18 protein-coding genes and 1 pseudogene are annotated in these 17,430 nt (G+C 60.4%); 9 read left to right on the top strand and 10 right to left on the bottom strand.

The window, feature by feature from the left end; all coding sequences use genetic code 11:
* Window positions 1-25: 25 nt before the first annotated feature.
* From tusA to AB5Y80_RS05020, 3 genes and pseudogenes are all read left to right on the top strand, one after another.
* Window positions 26-271 (top strand): sulfurtransferase TusA, encoded by a 246-nt coding sequence (tusA, locus tag AB5Y80_RS05010; protein ID WP_010672408.1) that lies wholly within the window; start codon window positions 26-28, stop codon window positions 269-271.
* Window positions 272-289: 18 nt separating this feature from the next.
* Window positions 290-637 (top strand): RidA family protein, encoded by a 348-nt coding sequence (locus AB5Y80_RS05015; RefSeq protein ID WP_270830326.1) that lies wholly within the window; start codon window positions 290-292, stop codon window positions 635-637.
* A gap of 28 nt (window positions 638-665) precedes the next feature.
* A pseudogene (locus AB5Y80_RS05020) lies at window positions 666-755 on the top strand (endoribonuclease L-PSP); the annotation flags it as partial.
* 138 nt (window positions 756-893) lie between these two features.
* On the opposite strand, the gene AB5Y80_RS05025 reads toward AB5Y80_RS05020, so the two are convergent.
* Entirely contained in the window at window positions 894-1,550 is a 657-nt protein-coding gene (locus AB5Y80_RS05025; protein ID WP_010672405.1) for an OmpA family lipoprotein, read from the bottom strand.
* 163 nt (window positions 1,551-1,713) lie between these two features.
* On the bottom strand, window positions 1,714-1,956 hold the full coding sequence (locus AB5Y80_RS05030) for a hypothetical protein (RefSeq protein WP_041212021.1): 243 nt from the start codon (window positions 1,954-1,956) through the stop codon (window positions 1,714-1,716).
* A gap of 424 nt (window positions 1,957-2,380) precedes the next feature.
* On the opposite strand from AB5Y80_RS05030, the gene AB5Y80_RS05035 reads away from it, so the two are divergent.
* Window positions 2,381-2,941, top strand: coding sequence for a cysteine hydrolase family protein (locus tag AB5Y80_RS05035; RefSeq protein ID WP_368172589.1), 561 nt, complete (start codon window positions 2,381-2,383; stop codon window positions 2,939-2,941).
* Between the two features lie 55 nt (window positions 2,942-2,996).
* Here the strand turns inward: AB5Y80_RS05035 and AB5Y80_RS05040 are convergent, their stop codons facing one another.
* Window positions 2,997-3,575, bottom strand: coding sequence for a DNA-3-methyladenine glycosylase I (locus tag AB5Y80_RS05040; RefSeq protein ID WP_053288901.1), 579 nt, complete (start codon window positions 3,573-3,575; stop codon window positions 2,997-2,999).
* A 187-nt stretch (window positions 3,576-3,762) separates the two neighbouring features.
* Between AB5Y80_RS05040 and glyQ the strand changes: the two genes are divergently transcribed.
* Together glyQ and glyS are read left to right on the top strand one after the other, a co-directional pair.
* On the top strand, window positions 3,763-4,686 hold the full coding sequence (gene glyQ / locus AB5Y80_RS05045) for a glycine--tRNA ligase subunit alpha (protein ID WP_041212022.1): 924 nt from the start codon (window positions 3,763-3,765) through the stop codon (window positions 4,684-4,686).
* Between the two features lie 9 nt (window positions 4,687-4,695).
* Entirely contained in the window at window positions 4,696-6,765 is a 2,070-nt protein-coding gene (gene glyS, locus AB5Y80_RS05050; protein WP_323882400.1) for a glycine--tRNA ligase subunit beta, read from the top strand.
* A gap of 147 nt (window positions 6,766-6,912) precedes the next feature.
* Here the strand turns inward: glyS and AB5Y80_RS05055 are convergent, their stop codons facing one another.
* Window positions 6,913-8,175 carry a hypothetical protein gene (locus AB5Y80_RS05055; RefSeq protein WP_152545692.1) on the bottom strand — a complete coding sequence of 421 codons (1,263 nt, stop codon included), beginning with the start codon at window positions 8,173-8,175 and terminating at the stop codon, window positions 6,913-6,915.
* A gap of 371 nt (window positions 8,176-8,546) precedes the next feature.
* Here AB5Y80_RS05055 and AB5Y80_RS05060 point away from each other — a divergent pair, with 371 nt between their 5' ends.
* The 3 genes from AB5Y80_RS05060 to AB5Y80_RS05070 all read left to right on the top strand — a co-directional run bounded on the left by AB5Y80_RS05060 (window position 8,547) and on the right by AB5Y80_RS05070 (window position 10,993).
* Entirely contained in the window at window positions 8,547-9,311 is a 765-nt protein-coding gene (locus AB5Y80_RS05060; RefSeq protein ID WP_201889091.1) for an EAL domain-containing protein, read from the top strand.
* 165 nt (window positions 9,312-9,476) lie between these two features.
* Window positions 9,477-10,250, top strand: coding sequence for a hypothetical protein (locus tag AB5Y80_RS05065; RefSeq protein ID WP_219596321.1), 774 nt, complete (start codon window positions 9,477-9,479; stop codon window positions 10,248-10,250).
* 338 nt (window positions 10,251-10,588) lie between these two features.
* Window positions 10,589-10,993: a hypothetical protein gene (locus AB5Y80_RS05070; RefSeq protein ID WP_010672394.1), complete on the top strand. Its 405-nt coding sequence runs from the start codon at window positions 10,589-10,591 to the stop codon at window positions 10,991-10,993.
* A 93-nt stretch (window positions 10,994-11,086) separates the two neighbouring features.
* Here the strand turns inward: AB5Y80_RS05070 and AB5Y80_RS05075 are convergent, their stop codons facing one another.
* The 6 genes from AB5Y80_RS05075 to AB5Y80_RS05100 all read right to left on the bottom strand — a co-directional run bounded on the left by AB5Y80_RS05075 (window position 11,087) and on the right by AB5Y80_RS05100 (window position 17,399).
* Window positions 11,087-12,307 carry an aromatic amino acid transporter gene (locus tag AB5Y80_RS05075; RefSeq protein ID WP_368172590.1) on the bottom strand — a complete coding sequence of 407 codons (1,221 nt, stop codon included), beginning with the start codon at window positions 12,305-12,307 and terminating at the stop codon, window positions 11,087-11,089.
* A 198-nt stretch (window positions 12,308-12,505) separates the two neighbouring features.
* Complete coding sequence (locus tag AB5Y80_RS05080; protein WP_039041009.1) at window positions 12,506-13,720, bottom strand: aromatic amino acid transporter; 1,215 nt, start codon at window positions 13,718-13,720, stop codon at window positions 12,506-12,508.
* Window positions 13,721-13,790: 70 nt separating this feature from the next.
* On the bottom strand, window positions 13,791-15,257 hold the full coding sequence (gene tnaA / locus AB5Y80_RS05085) for a tryptophanase (protein WP_368172591.1): 1,467 nt from the start codon (window positions 15,255-15,257) through the stop codon (window positions 13,791-13,793).
* A gap of 203 nt (window positions 15,258-15,460) precedes the next feature.
* Window positions 15,461-15,544, bottom strand: a complete 84-nt coding sequence (gene tnaC, locus AB5Y80_RS05090) for a tryptophanase leader peptide (RefSeq protein ID WP_069652909.1) — start codon at window positions 15,542-15,544, stop codon at window positions 15,461-15,463.
* 176 nt (window positions 15,545-15,720) lie between these two features.
* The gene (locus AB5Y80_RS05095; RefSeq protein WP_368172592.1) at window positions 15,721-16,938 is read right to left on the bottom strand and encodes a 4Fe-4S binding protein; all 1,218 of its coding nucleotides are present in this window, start codon (window positions 16,936-16,938) and stop codon (window positions 15,721-15,723) included.
* Window positions 16,939-17,060: 122 nt separating this feature from the next.
* Entirely contained in the window at window positions 17,061-17,399 is a 339-nt protein-coding gene (locus AB5Y80_RS05100; RefSeq protein ID WP_368172593.1) for a DUF1971 domain-containing protein, read from the bottom strand.
* Between the last annotated feature and the right edge of the window lie 31 nt (window positions 17,400-17,430).

The following is a 17,430-nucleotide window of genomic DNA, read 5'->3' on the forward strand; positions in this document are numbered from 1 at the left end:
AGGTGCGGCTGAAGGTTGATTATTCATGAGTACTGTATTCTGCAATGCGACCCACGAGCTGGACGCAATCGGGCTTCGTTGCCCCGAACCCGTGATGATGGTTCGCAAGAAAGTGCGGCTGATGGCGGATGGGGAGACCCTGCTGGTCAGCGCCGACGACCCCTCCACCACCCGCGACATTCCCAGCTTCTGCCGCTTCATGGACCATACCCTGGTCGCCAGCGAGACTGAGCAGGCCCCTTACCGCTACCTGATCCGCAAGGGTCAATAGCCCTGTACCGGAGCAAACATGACAACCATTACCCGTATCGGGACCACCCAGCGCTGGTCTGATGTGGTCATCCACAACGGCACCCTCTACGTGGTGGAAGTGCCCGCCACCGAGACCGCCGACATCCACCAGCAGACCCGTGAAGTGCTCGAAAGCCTGCAGCGTCTGCTGGAAGCCAACGGCTCCGGCGTCGACAAGATCCTGATGGCCAACATCTATCTCAAGGACATTGAAGACATCGCCGCCTTCAACGCGCAGTGGGATGCCTGGATCCCGGCAGGCACCGCCCCCGTTCGCGCCTGCGTGCAGGCTCGTCTCGCCCACGAAGGCTACAAGGTAGAAGTGCAGCTCACAGCCGCTGTCTAAACAAAGCGGGATGCCTGGCTCCCCTGATGCCGACACAGCCCCGGTCCGCGCCTGCGTACAGGCCCGCCTCGCCCACGAAGGCTACAAGGTGGAAGTGCAGCTGACCGCGGCTATCTAAGAGGCGGTTATCCCCTCATCCCCGACCCTTCTCCCGCAAGGGGAGAAGGGGGCAAGGAGCAAAGGGCACGCACCGGCGCCAATAGAAAGGCCCCGCCATCGCTGGCGGGGCCTTTTTCATGACTGCAACGCAGGCCGCTTAGGCGGTCGGGGTCAGGGTGATGGTCACCCGACGGTTCTGGGCCTTGCCTTCGGCGGTGCTGTTGCTGGCCACCGGCTGATCCGGGCCCACACCACTGATGGCGATGCGGCTGCCGGACACGCCCTGGCCGATCAGCTGGGCGGCGACGGCATCGGCGCGATCCCGGGAGAGCTTCATGTTCAGCTCGCGGGAGCCGGTGCTGTCGGTGTGGCCAACCACGTTCAGACGGGTCTTGTCGAACTCGGCAACCACCAGGGCCACGCCGGACAGGGTGTTGGCACCGGCGGCTTTCAGCTGGGCGCTGGAGCTGTCGAAGGTGACGTTGTTCGGCATGTTGAGGATCAGCTGATCACCGTTGCGGGTCACGCTGACGCCGGTGCCTTGCAGCTTCTCGCGCAGCTTGGCTTCCTGCACATCCATGTAGTAACCGATACCGCCACCCAGGGCCGCACCGGCGGCGACGCCAGTCAGGATGCCCTTTTTGCGGTCGCCCTTGCTGGAGGAGAGCGCCCCCACGGCTGCGCCGGTCGCCGCACCCGCCAACGCGCCCCAGGCGCCCTTGGAGGTCTGGGATTCACCGGTATAGGGGTTGGTGGTACAGCCAGTGATGGCGACGGTCAGGGCAAGTGCAGGAACCAGTTTCTTGAAATGCATGAAAAAACCTCTGAAAAAGAACGACTCTAGCCGATGGCCGCGCATTCTAACCCAGAGAGGCGCCAGAGTGTGACGCGCCCATTGCGAAGATGGGCAGGGGGGCAACACGCCCCCCTGCCCCTAGCGACTTACCCGGTGCAGGCCCTCTTCGGACGGGCCCGCATCAATATTTGATATCCCGGGCCTTGTCTCGCCCCTCCTGCTTGTTGTCACGATGCTCCTGGCGGCAGTCGGCATTGCCCACCAGCCCCTCACGACACTCCTGTTTCGCGTCACGGGACTCCTGACGGGTATCCTGACGCACATCGCGGGCGTCACGGCGCTCCTGGGCCTGCTTGGTGGCCTGTGCAGGCAGGGCGGCCAGCAAGGCGGTGGCGGCAAGCAGCGCCAATACGGACTTCTTCATGATGGCTCCTTCGCCAGACAACCTGAACCGGTCCGGCGTCTTTCAATGATAGGGGAGGGGCAAGATCCCGGTAGCGCAGACTCGGCCCTCGGGGGCGTCGTTTGTGCAGCCTCGGACCTTCTTGCACAGGGCCGGCTTCCCCTCATGTTTGCCCTGACGAGCAACGTCATCCCCAGAGTGCAGCCGATCAGGCCGGGGAAGAGAGGGCGAACGGCGCTCAGTGACACGAGACTCCCTCGTGATGGCGCTCCCGATGGTGAACCCGTGTGACTGTATCCCGGCTGTACCAAGGGGCGAAAAGGCCCCTGGCCCGGCGTAACGGAACATGCTCCCGGAGTCTGGAGTGGTTGCCCCCCAGATGCGGGGTTGTCTCATTAGAGCCCATGGCCCCAGAGTGGGTGACATTTCTCACGGAGCCATGACCATGTCGTCCCTTTCCCGCCCCGCGCTGCTCATCATCGACATCCAGGTGGGCCTCCTTCACGGCCCGGAAGCCCCCCATGCCGGGGCCGAGATCCTGGCCAACATCAATCGCTTGGGCCAGGTGGCCCGCAGTGCCGCTCTCCCTGTGCTGGCGGTGCGCCACACGGGCCCGGCCGGCAGCCCCATCGCCGCCGGCAGTCCGTTCTGGCAGCTTGCGCCTGAGCTGGTCGTCGGCGAGGCCGATCGGGTGTTCGACAAGCAGCGCCCCAGCGCCTTCCATGGCACCGGTCTCGATGGCTGGCTGAAAGAGGACGGCGTGCAGACCCTGATCGTCACCGGCATGAAGACCCAGTACTGCATCGACACCACGTGCCGGGCGGCGGCAGATCTCGGCTACACCGTAGTGCTGGTGAGCGATGCCCACACCTGCATGGACACGCCGCAACTGACCGCCCCCCAGATCATCGCCCATCACAACGCCACCCTGGCCGGCCCCTTCGTGCGGCTGATGAGCAGCGACGAGGTGTGCGAGGCGCTCGACCGCACCCTTGAGCCCTGCTGATTCAGAGCAAAAAAAGAAGGGAGGCTTGAGCCTCCCTTCTTCGTGCATTTCCCCTTCACGTCGCCGCTGCTTGCTGGCACTCGGCGTGGCAGGGGCAGGTCACCAGATGATCGTTCACCATGCCCACCGCCTGCATGAAGGCATAGCAGATGGTGCTGCCGACGAAGGTGAAGCCGCGCTTCTTGAGGGCCTTGGACATGGCATCCGACTCCGGCGAGGTCGCCGGAATGTCGCCGTTGCCCTGACGCTGGTTGACGATGGGGGCGCCGCCCACGAAGCCCCACAGATAATCGACGAAGTCGATGCCTTCCGCCTCCAGCGCCAGATAGGCGCGGGCGTTTTTGATGATCGACTGCACCTTGAGCCGGTTGCGAATGATGCCGGTATCCTGCATCAGCCGTTCCACATCCTGGTCGTCGAACTGCACGATGCGCACCGGATCAAAATCCGCATAGGCGCGATGGTAGCTCTCGGTGCGCTTGAGGATGGTGATCCACGACAGCCCCGCCTGTTGACCATCGAGGCAGAGCTTGGCAAACAACTCGCGGGCGTCATACACCGGCCTGCCCCACTGCTTGTCATGGTATTCGATGTATTCCGGGTCTTTGGTCACCCAGGCGCAGCGCAGTTCCATTTCCTCTCCCCTGTTTTTCATCGGCCATCGGCAGGCCGCTTGCGTCGGCGACATCATAGGGCAAGCGGCAACATAGCCCCACTAATCCCCTGTAATTTCGCCTATTATCCGACCATGCCAGACGGTATACTCCCTCGGTTCACATTCAGCAAATCTTGCTCTGATTTCATTTCGCGCGAAAAACACTATGCAAAAATTCGATGTCAAAACCTTTCAGGGCCTGATCCTGCAGTTGCAGGACTATTGGTCCCGCCAGGGCTGTACCATCATTCAGCCGCTGGATATGGAAGTGGGTGCCGGTACCTCCCACCCCATGACCTGCCTGCGCGCCCTGGGCCCGGAGCCCATCGCCTGCGCCTACGTACAACCGTCCCGCCGTCCGACTGACGGCCGCTACGGTGAGAACCCGAACCGCCTGCAGCACTACTACCAGTTCCAGGTGATCATCAAGCCTTCCCCCGACAACATTCAGGAACTCTATCTGGGCTCCCTGAAAGAACTGGGTATGGATCCTGAAATCCACGACATCCGCTTCGTGGAAGACAACTGGGAAAACCCGACGCTGGGTGCCTGGGGTCTGGGTTGGGAAGTGTGGCTGAACGGCATGGAAGTGACCCAGTTCACCTACTTCCAGCAAGTTGGCGGCCTCGAGTGCAAGCCGGTCACCGGCGAGATCACCTACGGTCTCGAGCGTCTGGCCATGTACATTCAGGGCGTGGACAGCGTCTACGATCTGGTCTGGTCTGACGGCCCGCTGGGCAAGACCACCTACGGCGACGTATTCCACCAGAACGAAGTGGAGCAATCCACCTACAACTTCGAACACGCCGATGTGGAGTTCCTGTTCCACTGCTTCGAGCAGTACGAGAAGGAAGCCCAGAACCTGCTGGCACTGGAAAAACCGCTGCCGCTGCCTGCCTACGAGCGCATCCTCAAAGCCGCTCACTCCTTCAACCTGCTGGATGCCCGCAAGGCCATCTCGGTCACCGAGCGTCAGCGCTACATCCTGCGCATTCGCACCCTGACCAAGGCCGTGGCAGAGGCATACTACGCCTCCCGCGAAGCGCTGGGTTTCCCCATGTGTCAGCGCACAGAGAACAAGCAAGGTTAAGGAACGGACATGGCACAACATACATTTCTGGTAGAGATCGGTACTGCTGAGCTGCCGCCCAAAGCCCTGCGCTCCCTGGCCGAAGCCTTTGCCGACAACTTCAAAGCCGAACTGACCAAGGCCGATCTGGCCTTCGGCGACGTCGAGTGGTTTGCCTCCCCGCGCCGTCTGGCGCTGAAGGTAAGCGAGCTGGCTGGCGAACAGCCGAGCAAGAGCGTCGAGAAGCGCGGCCCGGCCGTGGCTCAGGCGTTCGATGCCGAAGGCAAGCCGACCAAGGCTGCCGAAGGCTGGGCCCGTGGCAACGGCATCACCGTTGAGCAGGCCGAGCGTCTGGTCACCGACAAGGGCGAATGGCTGGTTCACACCGCCAAGGTCGAAGGCCGTCCAGCCAAAGAACTGTTGGGCGAGCTGGTTAGCCAGGCACTGGCCAAACTGCCCATCCCGAAAATGATGCGCTGGGGCGACAAGACCATCCAGTTTGTGCGTCCGGTCTTCACCGTGACCCTGCTGCTGGATGGGGATCTGGTGCCCGCCCACATTCTGGGTATCGACTCTGCCCGCACCATCCGCGGCCACCGCTTTATGGGCGAGAGCGAGTTCACCATCGACAACGCCAGCCAGTACCCGCAGATCCTGCAGGAGCGCGGCATGGTGATTGCCGACTTTATGGCGCGCAAGGCCAAGATCAAGGCTGACGTCGAAGCGGCCGCTGCCGCCTTCGGTGGCGTGGCCGATCTGGACGACGCCCTGCTGGAAGAAGTGACCGCACTGGTCGAGTGGCCTGTGGTGCTGACCGCCAACTTCGAAGAGAAGTTCCTGGCCGTGCCGGCTGAAGCGCTGGTTCACACCATGAAGGGTGACCAGAAGTACTTCCCGGTCTACGACAAGAACGGCAAGCTGCTGCCGAAGTTCATCTTCGTCACCAACATCGAGTCCAAAGACCCGAGCCAGATCATCAGCGGCAACGAGAAGGTGGTTCGCCCCCGTCTCTCTGACGCCGAGTTCTTCTTCAAGACCGACCTCAAGCAGACTCTGGCCTCCCGCCTGCCGCGCCTTGAAACCGTGCTGTTCCAGCAACAGCTGGGCACCGTCAAGGCCAAGGTCGAGCGCATCGAGACCGTCGCCGGCTTTATCGCCGAGCGTATCGGCGCCGACGTGGCTCAGGCCAAGCGTGCCGGTCTGCTCTCCAAGTGTGACCTGATGACCAACATGGTCGGCGAGTTCACCGACACCCAGGGTGTCATGGGGATGCACTACGCCCGTCACGATGGCGAAGACGAAGCAGTGGCTGTGGCCCTCAACGAGCAGTACATGCCGCGCTTTGCCGGTGATGCCCTGCCGTCCGGTCTGGTTGCCTGCGCCGTCGCGCTGGCCGACAAGTTCGACACCCTGGCCGGTATCTTCGGCATCGGCATGCTGCCCAAGGGTGACAAGGACCCGTTCGCCCTGCGTCGCGCCGCCATCGGTGCCCTGCGCATCATGACCGAGAAGCAGCTGGACTTGGATCTGGTTGAACTGGTTGAAGAAGCGGTACGCGTCTACGGCGACAAGCTGACCAACAAAACCGTCGTCACCGACGTGGTCGACTTTATGCTGGGCCGCTTCCGCGCCGCCTATCAGGACGAAGGCATCGGTGCCGACGTGGTGCTGGCCGTACTGGCCCGCCGCCCGACCCGTCCGCTCGACTTCGATCGTCGCGTCAAGGCCGTCAGCCACTTCCGCACGCTGGATGCCGCACTGGCACTGGCTGCCGCCAACAAGCGCGTGAGCAACATTCTGGCCAAGGTCGAGGTTCCATTGCCCACAACCGTCAAACCGGAACTGCTGGTCGATGCCGCCGAGAAGGCGCTGGCCACCCAGGTTGCCGAACTGCAAGCCGAACTGGCCCCGCTGTTCGCCGCCGGTGACTATCAGGCTGCCCTCACCCGTCTGGCCGCCCTGCGCGAGCCGGTCGACACCTTCTTCAACGAAGTGATGGTGATGGCCGACGACGAAGCCCTCAAGGCCAACCGTCTGGCGCTGCTGAACAACCTGCGCAACCTGTTCCTGCAAGTCGCGGATATCTCCCTGCTGCAGTAATGTTGGTTGGGTGGATTGATATTAAAAACGGCGCCGCGAGGCGCCGTTTTTGTTCTTACTGAGATCACGTAGATGTACTGCCTATCGAAAAGCTACATGATAATTACGATAATAGATGTGCCAATTTACTGCTTATATTAATAGCTATTAGAAATTTTCATCATCTAATTTCTCTTCATAACGAGGGTGACCCATAGGGAAAAAATCGCTTCCTAGAAAACATGGATCAATATAAACATAGTTTTCATCAATAATATCACTCAGTACTTCCAACCCTAAATCAACACTATTTAAATTCATATCATGATCGCCACTCTTATATTTTTCACATAGTTTGTCAATGGCTGAATCTTTAAATACACCCCATGAATCAAAGTACATTGGCTCATAATCATCCAATATGTGCGATTTCAAGTTGCTCCAAGAAGTAAATGCTTCAGGAGCTGGCGAACATACACTTCCTAACATTAAACTGGCAGTGTCGAATAATGCATTTAGGCTGGCCCCATGACCTTCAGGGATGTATTCAAGATATGTATCAAGTATTTTCCTTTCAATTAGAGGAAGCTCGGTATAGCTATCAATTTCATTCGAATGCAAAATTCTTTCTATCGACTTAAACGGCGCTACATTTACAACAGTAATAAAATATGGTGAAAGATGGCCGCCACCAGTTAAAAAAGCAAAACCATGTGTATTCATTTTCTCACCTTTTGTTGCTATAGCTGAGATGCTAGATTTTATCAATTGTAATTTCTGATGTAATTTACTTACTGGGGAATGCGTCTGATACATAGCATTATCGTAAAGGCAAATATGGTATCCCCCTAAATGTTCCTCACTAACTTTACTTGGAATGTCTGCTTGGACAAGCACTGGTATATCTATGATTTTAAGATGGATTTCATCATCTATAATGCATGGCTCCAAACAAATAGTTTTTTTGCCTTGCCAGAATATATTGTTATATAAGTGATGCTTTAGGAGGGTTGGCCAAACAGGGGAGATTATTACATTAATTATTTCTCCATCAGAAAGATAGGATAGCGCACTTTTAATTTCGCCTGCATAAGCAGATAATTCGGTGCCGGCCTCTCTCGTCGCCCCTCTCTGGTTTTTTAACTCAATAATAACAATAGATTCTGTTTCCGGGGAAAAAGCAAACATATCAGGATTAAGAGAATCTCCTTTTTCTAAAGATATATTCTCATTTTTTGTTAATAACTCATTCATGTTAAGAGATTCGATGCAATATAAAAATGTTTGTTTTATCTTTTCTTCGGATGAATTTTTAGGTACATAATGTTCTATAGATTCGATATTAGCTATTAATTCAGATAGCCCCTCAATCATAGTGAATTTATTTTCTAACCACTCCTGCATTTCATGTTCACTTGAAAAAACACTCATACCATCCCTCATCGAATGTCTCTGTTAAATGGGTAACATAACCATCAAGTATTCTTTTCGCAATGAATATATCACGTTGTTACTTGCTCTTTTCTCGGACGAGCAAACAAATTAATACTATTATGACTTTATGTCAGCCCGTAGGTTCGATTAGCCGTCAGGCGTAATCGGACGTTCGCGTAAATGGATTCTCCCACCATAACGACCAGCCGAATTTCCAACTCCAACTGGCCAACACTGACTCACAGCAACAACCGCAATCAAAGCCTCTCGATTGTCCGATTACGCTGCGCTAATCGAACCTACAGGGGGGTGATGAGCTGTTATCATTTGAGATAGTGCCCAGCGCCGCCACGCCCAAGAGGAAAGTCATGGATATACCTGCCGCCCCGTCCTCCACCCTCTGCCAGCAGTGTCATGAGCAGGTGGATCTCGACTTCGATTTCACTATGGCCTTCCAGCCCATCGTCGATTGCAGCCAGCGCACCCTCTTCGGTTATGAGGCCCTGGTGCGGGGGCTCAACAACGAGTCGGCGCAGAGCGTGATTGACCGGGTCAACGACGACAACCGCTACCGCTTCGATCAGCTGTGCCGGATCAAGGCCATCGCGCTGGCCGCCCGCCTCGACATGCGGGGCATGCTGAGCATCAACTTCCTGCCCAATGCGGTCTATCGCCCGGAGCGCTGCATCCGCACCACGTTGCAGGCGGCCCGCGAGCATCTCTTTCCCATCGAGCAGATCATGTTCGAGTTCACCGAGGTGGAGCAGGTGCAGGACAACCGCCATATTCGCGGCATCGTCGATCACTATCAGGCCCTTGGCTTCAAGACGGCGATCGACGACTTTGGCGCCGGTTACTCGGGCCTGAGCCTGCTGGCCGATTTTCGCCCCGACATCATCAAACTCGATATGCACCTGCTGCGCGGCATCGACCAGGACCCGATCCGTCAGGCCATAGTGCGCCACTGTCTGGCGCTGTTTACGGAGTTGCAGATCACCCCGCTGGCGGAGGGGGTCGAGACCCGCGAAGAGATGGCCTGCCTGCGGGAGATGGGCGTCAGCCTGATGCAGGGCTATCTGTTTGCCCGCCCCGGCTTCGAAACCCTGCCCGAGGTGGATTTCGCCAGCCTGTGAGCGGCGCTGGCCGTCTCCCTTGGTTGACGTTCATTCGGGCAAGGCGGGACGGGAGGCGGCCCGGAGGGTATCCACGGGCGGACGGCAGAAAGCGCTGGACCGGGCAACCCCCTGGGCTAGGATAGGACTGTCACCCTTTGCAACCACCGCTCTGACAGGGACACCATGGCGCAGGTTTCAGGATACCGCTTCTTCGCTCTTTCACTGCTCTTGCTGCTGGCCTTCCAGGTATGGGGGGCGCAAGGCAGGGGCAACATCACACTGGTGAGCTCCCTTGAAACCAGGGAGTCCCCCTATGGTCGCTGGCTCGATCTCATCTATCGGGATGCGTTCGCCCGCCTGGGCTATGACTTCCAGTACCAGGGCTACCCCGGGGGACGGGCCCCCCTGCTGGCAGAGCAGGGACAGGTCGATGGCGAGATCCACCGCGCCGCCAGCTACCAGCAGCAGACCCGCACCCTCCAGCGCGTGCCCGAGCCCCATTTCGCCGTCTCCTATCAGGCCTATGCCCACCAGCCCGGGATCCAGTTGCAGGGGTGGCACAGCCTGCAGGGTACCGGTTATCGGGTCGAGTTTCGCCGTGGCGCCAAGCTGCCGGAGATGATGCTGGGCAAGGTGGTGGCACCGGACCGGCTCTTTGCCATCGCCACCGCCGAGCAGGGGATGGGCAAGCTGCTCAAGGGGCGCAGTGACCTCTATGTGGAGCAGACCCTGATTGCCAGCCAGGCCCTCGCCGCCCTGACGCGCCAGGACCCGGGCTATGCCGGCATCTACTCCGCCGGGGTGATGGAGCTGGCCGATTCTTACGTCTATCTGCACGAACGGCATCAGGATCTGCTGGCCCCCCTTGCCGGCGTGATCCGGCAAATGAAGCAGGACGGCACGGTGGCGCGCTATGAGCAGCAGGCCATGGCGGCTGAGGGCACCAGCCAACCTTAACGTCCTCTTTTTCCGCACGCCCTCCCGCGCCCTGACCATGCAGGAGACCCGGGGCGATCAATTCTGTCGCAGAGTCATGGCCGCAGCGGGCACCCTGTTCGTCAACACCACGTTGACAAAAACGCCCCCTGTATCAGGGAACTCGCCATATAAAACCCCATCGACCTTGTGTTCATCTGACTTGCGGCCAAAAGGCACCATGTCCGTCTGTGCATACCCCAAATCTTGCAACATCCCCCGCTCCGACCGTCCCATCATTTCGATGGAGTCCCGTCATCGTTCAGGCATATCTTCCCCTCGAGGCCCGTGCCAGGGCCCGATCACAGGAGCAATACATAATGAAAAAAGCAGTAACGGCCGCCTTGCTGGCCATGATGATGGCGGCCTCGGTTCAGGCGGCAGACAAGGTGACCACGGTGCCGGTGCACTTCGCCAAAGGCGCGCACAGCGCCAAGGTTGACGGCACCTTCTCCGGTTATGACACCATCAACTACACCCTGGGCGCCAAAGAAGGCCAGACCATGACGGTCGCCATCACCGGCAGCACCAATGCCAACTTCAACGTCTTCGCACCGGGCGCCATCCCGGGTCAGGCCGAGGCACTGGGCGGCGGCAACGTGGACACAAAATGGCAAGGTACCCTGCCCAAGTCGGGCAAGTACCTGATCCAGGTCTACCAGATGCGCGCCACCGCCCGTAAAGGCGCCAAGGTCCCCCACTCCCTGTCGGTCGGCATTCAGTAACCGACGCCAATATTGCCTGTGTGACAAGCAAGAAGGAGCCCATGAGGCTCCTTCTTTGTCATTGTGTGCTGGCACTGCGACCCGGGTAACGGCTCAGCCCTTGTAGGCGGGCAGCAGGTCCACCATGTTGAGCAGGTGGAAGGCGGCGGTCAGCACGCCGAACAGGATCACCAGGACGATCATGAAGAGGCCGCCGGGGGCGCGGAAGCCCTCGCCACCTTCTTCGCGCCGGGCCGCCCGCACCTTCCAGGCCAGCAGGGGCGGGATGATGCAGGTCCACAGGGTCGCCACGGCGCCCGCATAGCCGATGGCCACCAGGAAGCCGAACGGGAACAGCAAGGAGAGCACCAGGGGCGGCAGGAAGGTCACCGCCCAGGACTTGGCGCGGCCACCCCGGCTATTGTCGAACTTGAACAGATCCGCCAGGTAGTCGAACACCCCGAGCCCCACCCCGATGAAGGAGGAGAGGATGGCCGCCATGGAGAAGGCGTTGAGGGCGCTGGCCACCGCCTTGGACTCGATCACCGAACCGAGAGCCTTGAGCAGGGCATCCACGTTGCCATCCTGCGCGATCACCGGGCCGAACTCGCTGCGCGGCAGGTTGCCGAACACGCTGGCGAGCCAGATGAGGTAGAAGGCGAGCGCGATGACGGTGCCACCGAGGATGGCGCGGCTGGCACGGCGCTCTTCACCGTAGTAGGCGCGCATGGAGGAGACCGAATGGTGGTAGCCGAACGAGGTGAGCGCCACCGGCAGCATCACCAGGGCATAGGGGGCGTAGCTCACTTCGCTGCCCACCCGGTCGAGCAGCAGATCGAGGCGCACGTTCATCGACAGGCCCGAGATGCCGAAGGCAAAGCTCAGCCCCATCAGGATCACCAGCAGCACCGAGATGCGGTCCACCGCCCGGGTGGAGTGCCACACCAGCAGGGAGAAGGCCAGGGTAAAGAGCACGGACGCCCACTGGCTGCCCATCCCCGTCATGCCGTCGATGATGAGACCGGCCGAGGTGATGTAGGCATAGAGCAGGATGCCGCCGACGAAATAAACGCTGAGATTGTTGAGGGCGTTGACCTTCTCCCCCAGCAGATCCCGGGTCACGGTATCGAAGGAGACGCGCAGGGGATAGCCCCGATAGGACTCCAGCAGCATCCAGCCGGAGACCGTCATCACCACCATGGTCAGTGCTACCGCGAGCATGGACCAGAGGGTCCAGGCGCCCGCCCCCGCACTCGGCAGTCCCAGCATGCCGGCCCCCACACAGACGCCGGCAATGATGCATGCCCCGCCCACCAACGATGGTTTCTGTTCCATTACTCCCCCAAACGGATTGTCGACTGGTCACGGCACACCGCCGTGCTTCTCCTGCGTTCGCCACTGCTGGCGCCGGGGGACTTTACCCTGCATGCCTTCGGGTATCAAATCCGGAGGGAAAATGGGGGGAAACGGGCCGGATCCTGCGCCCCATCCGTGGAATATGCTCGGGATGGGGCCAGGTTCAGCACACCAGGGTCAGCCGGTGTAGACGGGCAGCAGACCCGCCATGGCCATCAGGTGGAAGATGGCGGTAAGCACCCCGAAGACGATGACGGCCACCACCATGGGCTGGCCGCCGGGAGCCTTGAACCCCGCCTCGTCCGGGGCCAGCTCCCGGGACTTCTTCGCCAGCAGGGCCGGGATGATGCAGGCCCAGACGGTCGCCGCGGCCCCGGCATAGCCGATGGCCACCACGAAGCCGAACGGGAACATCAGGGAGAGCGCCAGGGGGGGCAGGAAGGTCACCGCCCAGGACTTGGTGCGACCGGCGCGGCTGTTGTCGAACCGGAACAGATCCGCCAGATAGTCGAACACCCCGAGCCCCACCCCGATGAAGGAGGAGAGGATGGCCGCCATGGAGAAGAGGTTGATGGCCTGGGAGACCTGCCTGGACTCGATCACCGAGGCCAGCGCCCCCAGTAGCACATCCACGTCGCCCCCCTTGGCGATGACGGGGCCGAAGGCGGGACGAGGCAGGTTGCCGAAGATGCTGAGCAGCCACAGCAGATAGAGCGCGAGGGCGATCAGGGTCCCCCCCAGGATCGCCTGCCTGGCTTTCTGCTCCTCGCCGTAATAGGCGCGCATCGATGCCACCGAGTGGTGGTAGCCAAACGAGGTGAGCGCCACCGGCAACATGGCCAGGGCGTAAGGGGCGCGGCCCAGCTCTTCGGCAAAGGAGTTGAACAGCTTGGCGGTGTCGACCTTGCTGGCAAGCCCGGAGACCCCGAACACGAAGCTCAGCACCATAAAGACGATCAGGACGACCGAAATCCTGTCCACCGCCCGGGTCGAATGCCAGACAAACCAGGAGAACACCAGCACAAACAACACCGAGGCCAGCTGGCTATTGATGCCCAGCAGGCCGCCCAGGATGAGACCCGACGAGGTGATGTAGGCATAGAGCAAAATGCCGCCCACGAAATAGACGGTGAGGTTGTTGAAGAGATTGATCCTGCGACCGAGCAGATCCTTGGTCACCGAGTTGAAGGAGGCAGTCAATGCGTAGGGTTTCAGGGCTTCCAGCAGCATCCAGCCTGAAACCGTCATGATGACCATGGTGAGAATGATGGCGAGGGTTGACCAGCTGGTCCAGGCCCCGGCTCCCGCGCTCGGCAGCCCCAGCATGCCGGCACCGACACAGACGCTGGCAATGATGCAGGCCCCTCCGATGACGGACGGTGTTGATGTCATGTGTGTCACTCCAAATCTTTCACAGAGCAGTGAAAAAAAAGGGCACAGAAAAATCTGTGCCCCTGACTCGTTATGCTTCTATCAATTTTTTCTGCGTCTTGCCGGCTGACGGGTCGTTATGCTCGACCTCTTTCAGCCTGGCGGTGAAGTGGCGCAGCACGGCCGGCTCGTAAATGAAGTCGAGCCCCTTCACCCGGTGGGCGTTCTTCTTCACCTCGCCGAAGGCCTCGATGACAAAGTCCATGTGGGTCTGGGTATAGGTGGCACGGGGGATGGTCAGGCGCAGCAGCTCCGCCGGGCAGGGGTGCTGCTTGCCGGTGGCGGGGTCGCGCCCCAGCAGCAGGGAACCTATCTCCACCGCGCGGATGCCGGCGACCTTGTAGAGCTCGCAGGCCAGGGCGTGGGCCGGGAACTGATCCGCCGGGATATGGGGCAGCAGCTTGCCCGCATCCACGAAGGCCGCATGGCCCCCTGCCTGCTGGCACACCACGCCGATGGCCTCCAGCCCATCCACCAGGTACTGCACCTGGCCGATGCGATAGGCCAGCCAGTCCTGGCGCATGCCGTCCCGCAGGCCCACCGCCAGGCGCTCCATGGCGCCCCCTTCCAGGCCGCCATAGGTCGGGAAGCCCTCCTGCACCACGCACAGGGTGCGGCACTCGGTGTAGACATCCAGCATGCTGTCATCCTTGAAGCACAGCAGCCCCCCCATCTGCACCATGGCATCCTTCTTCGCTGACATGGCGAGGCCGTCGGCGTACTTGTAGGACTCCCTGGTGATCTCCTCGATGGTCCAGTTCGCGTAGCCGGGCTCCCGCTGCTGGATGAAGTAGGCGTTCTCGGCGAAGCGGGCGGAGTCCATGATGACCGGGATGTCGTACTTTCTGGCGATCTCGTACACCGCCTTCAGGTTGGCAATGGAGACCGGCTGCCCCCCGGCGGAGTTGCAGGTGATGGTGCTGACGATGTAGGGCACGTTGACGGGGCCCGCCTCCAGGATGGCCTCTTCCAGCTTCACCAGATCGAAGTTGCCCTTGAAGTCGGCGGTGACCGAGGTATCGAACGCCTCCCTGGTGTAGACGTTCTTCGCCACGCAGCAGTTGATCTGGGTGTGGCCCTGGGTGGTGTCGAAGAAGTAGTTGGAGAGGGCCACCATCTTCTTGCGATCCAGCCCCTTCTCCTGCTCCCGCTTCTTGATGAGCACGGGGATGTAAATCTGCTCGGCGCCGCGCCCCTGGTGAGTGGGGATGGTCAGGGAGTAGCCGAAGATCTCCTGCACCGCCAGTTGCAGGGCATAGTAGCTGCGGCTGCCGCTGTAGGCCTCGTCACCGCGCAGCATGGCGGCCTGCATGTCCTGGGTGATGGCGCCGGTGCCGCTGTCGGTCAGCAGGTCGATGAAGACGTCTTCGCTGTCCAGCAGGAAGGGGTTCATGCCCGCCCGGACAATGGCCTCTTCCCGATAGGCACGGGTGGTGCGCTTGACCGGCTCGATGACACGAATACGGAAGGGTTCGGGCAGATGCTTGAAGTTTTCCATAATATAAACACCCCAGATTTAAATATTCAAAATGAGTCTCTTCCCCCGCCGAAAATAAAATGTCAGGCAGGTGGGAAATATTGGGAAATGGGTGCACGACATCGCCTCGCCAGAATAAACAGGCGAAGACGGGTGCAGCTATTTCAGTTCAGGAATGGAGGCGGGCTCGTGGCATGGCAGGCATGCCGCGCCGCCGAGGGGAATTACAGCGGGAAGAAGAACGCGATCTTATGGTCCAGGGTAAACCACTTGGGATAGCTGACCTTGATATTCATGTTGTTGCTCATCCAATTGATATTAACAACGCCAAATAACAGCACCCATTATGGTGGGGAGCGCTATATGATCAATTGCAATATGAGCAAAGTGGGATGGCGCTAACAATTTGGCGGGGGATTTTTATACAGCTTATTATCGCCAATCCGAAAGATCCCCCCATCATCCACCTTTTGCCCTTTCCCCCTCAGTGGGTCAACCAGGGCAGCCGCTGCAACAACTCGTAGCGGTCAGGGATCGGTGTCTGGCTGACCCAGAGATCCAGCAAGCCGTAGGAGAGCAGCGGCAACACCAGCAGCAACAGACAGAGCAGTCCCAGCAGTTGGCGGGGGGCGAGTCGCTGCCCTTGCGTGCCAAGATGCAGGGCATCGGCCCGCTTGGGGCAGGCGGCCACGCAGCTCTGGCAACTGGTGCACTCGAGGCTCTGCACCGCGATGAGCTGGTGCACCTGGATGCGCGAGGGGCAAACCCGGCTGCACTTGTCACAATCGTGGCCCAGGCTTCGCAGGCAGCGGGCCGGGTCGCGGCGAATGCGCAATGGGGTCAGCAGGCCGAGCAGGGCGAACCAGGCGCCATAGGGGCAGAGGTAGCGGCAGAACCCTTGCCGGAAGGTGGCGGTGAGCAGCAGCACCCAGCCAAGGCACAGGCCCGAGATCAGGGTCAGGTTGAAGAAGAAGGCCCCCATCTTCATGTCCGCCGCCTGATGGTAGGGGCTGGCGAGGTAGCCGGGCAGGGCGGCGGCGGGTACCGCCAGCAATATGATGAAGAGCAGAAAGCCGAGCACCAGAAACTTCTGGCCGCGCAACACGGCATCGAGCCAGCGCGGCGGGGTCCACTCCCCCGGCAACAGGCGTGCGCGCAGGCCGTGCAGCCACTCCCCCACCAGCCCGAGCGGGCAGAACCAGGCACAAAACGCCCGACCCAGCAGCAGGGCCGACAGGGAGAGCACCAGCACGGTGACGGTGGCCGCCGGGTGGTGGGGGTCTGCCAGCCCCTGCCCGAGCCAGGCCCGCAGCCCGAGACCACCGGCGATGGGCAGGAAACCGTCCACCACGTCAGGGCGTACCAGCCAGGGGGTCATCCCCAGCCCCAACTGTCCGATATGAACAACATATTGAACCGCCACCAACACCCAACACAGCAGCAATACCTGCCTGGTGGCCGTTCTGAGACGTTGACTGTCTATGTGGGCCAGCATGAGTAGGGGGCGATAGCGCAGCCAGAGCGCCAGGGTCGTGGCTACCAGCCCCAGTGCGAGCCAGAGTACCGAATCCGCCACCAGCAGCCAGAGCGCGGCGGCCAACAGCAGAGAGAGCGTCCAGCCCCAACCGCTGCGGCCCTGCCACAACAACAGAACCAGATAGACCAGACCCGAGGTCATGGTCAGGGCTTCCAACAGGCTCATGTTTCCCTCACTGTGCTCATCCGAATCGAGGGGGCAGGATAACCAACATCTGAGTTGATGATTTTGATCTGCATGGGCAGAGGGGGCATTTGCCCGCTCCGCCCCCTCAGCCTTAAACCCCGTTATTTGTGGCTGTGGAACAGCGGCTGGTCGGATTCGGCCTGCTCGGCCCAGAAGTGGATGTTGAAGCGGGCATCCTCCGACAGCTCAACCCTGTGCCAGTACTGGGGCGGGCTGGTGGCAAACTCCCCGGCCCGGATCACCAGGCTCACCTCGGGCTCCTCGGCCTGTTCGTCGGCAAAGCCGTGATAGGTGACGGTGCCCTCCATCACGCAGAGCTGGCCGAACACCCCGGCCGCGGTGTTGTGGTGGGTGAGCAGGGCCTGGGGCACATTCTCGCGGGTGAAAAAGGGGGTGGAGCGGCGCACCACCCAGTGAGACGGGATCAGTTGCATGGCCATATCAATTCTCCTCGAGTGGCCGGGTCAGCCC

It is taken from the genome of Aeromonas sp. R2-1, assembly GCF_040908425.1.
GTDB lineage: Bacteria > Pseudomonadota > Gammaproteobacteria > Enterobacterales > Aeromonadaceae > Aeromonas > Aeromonas caviae.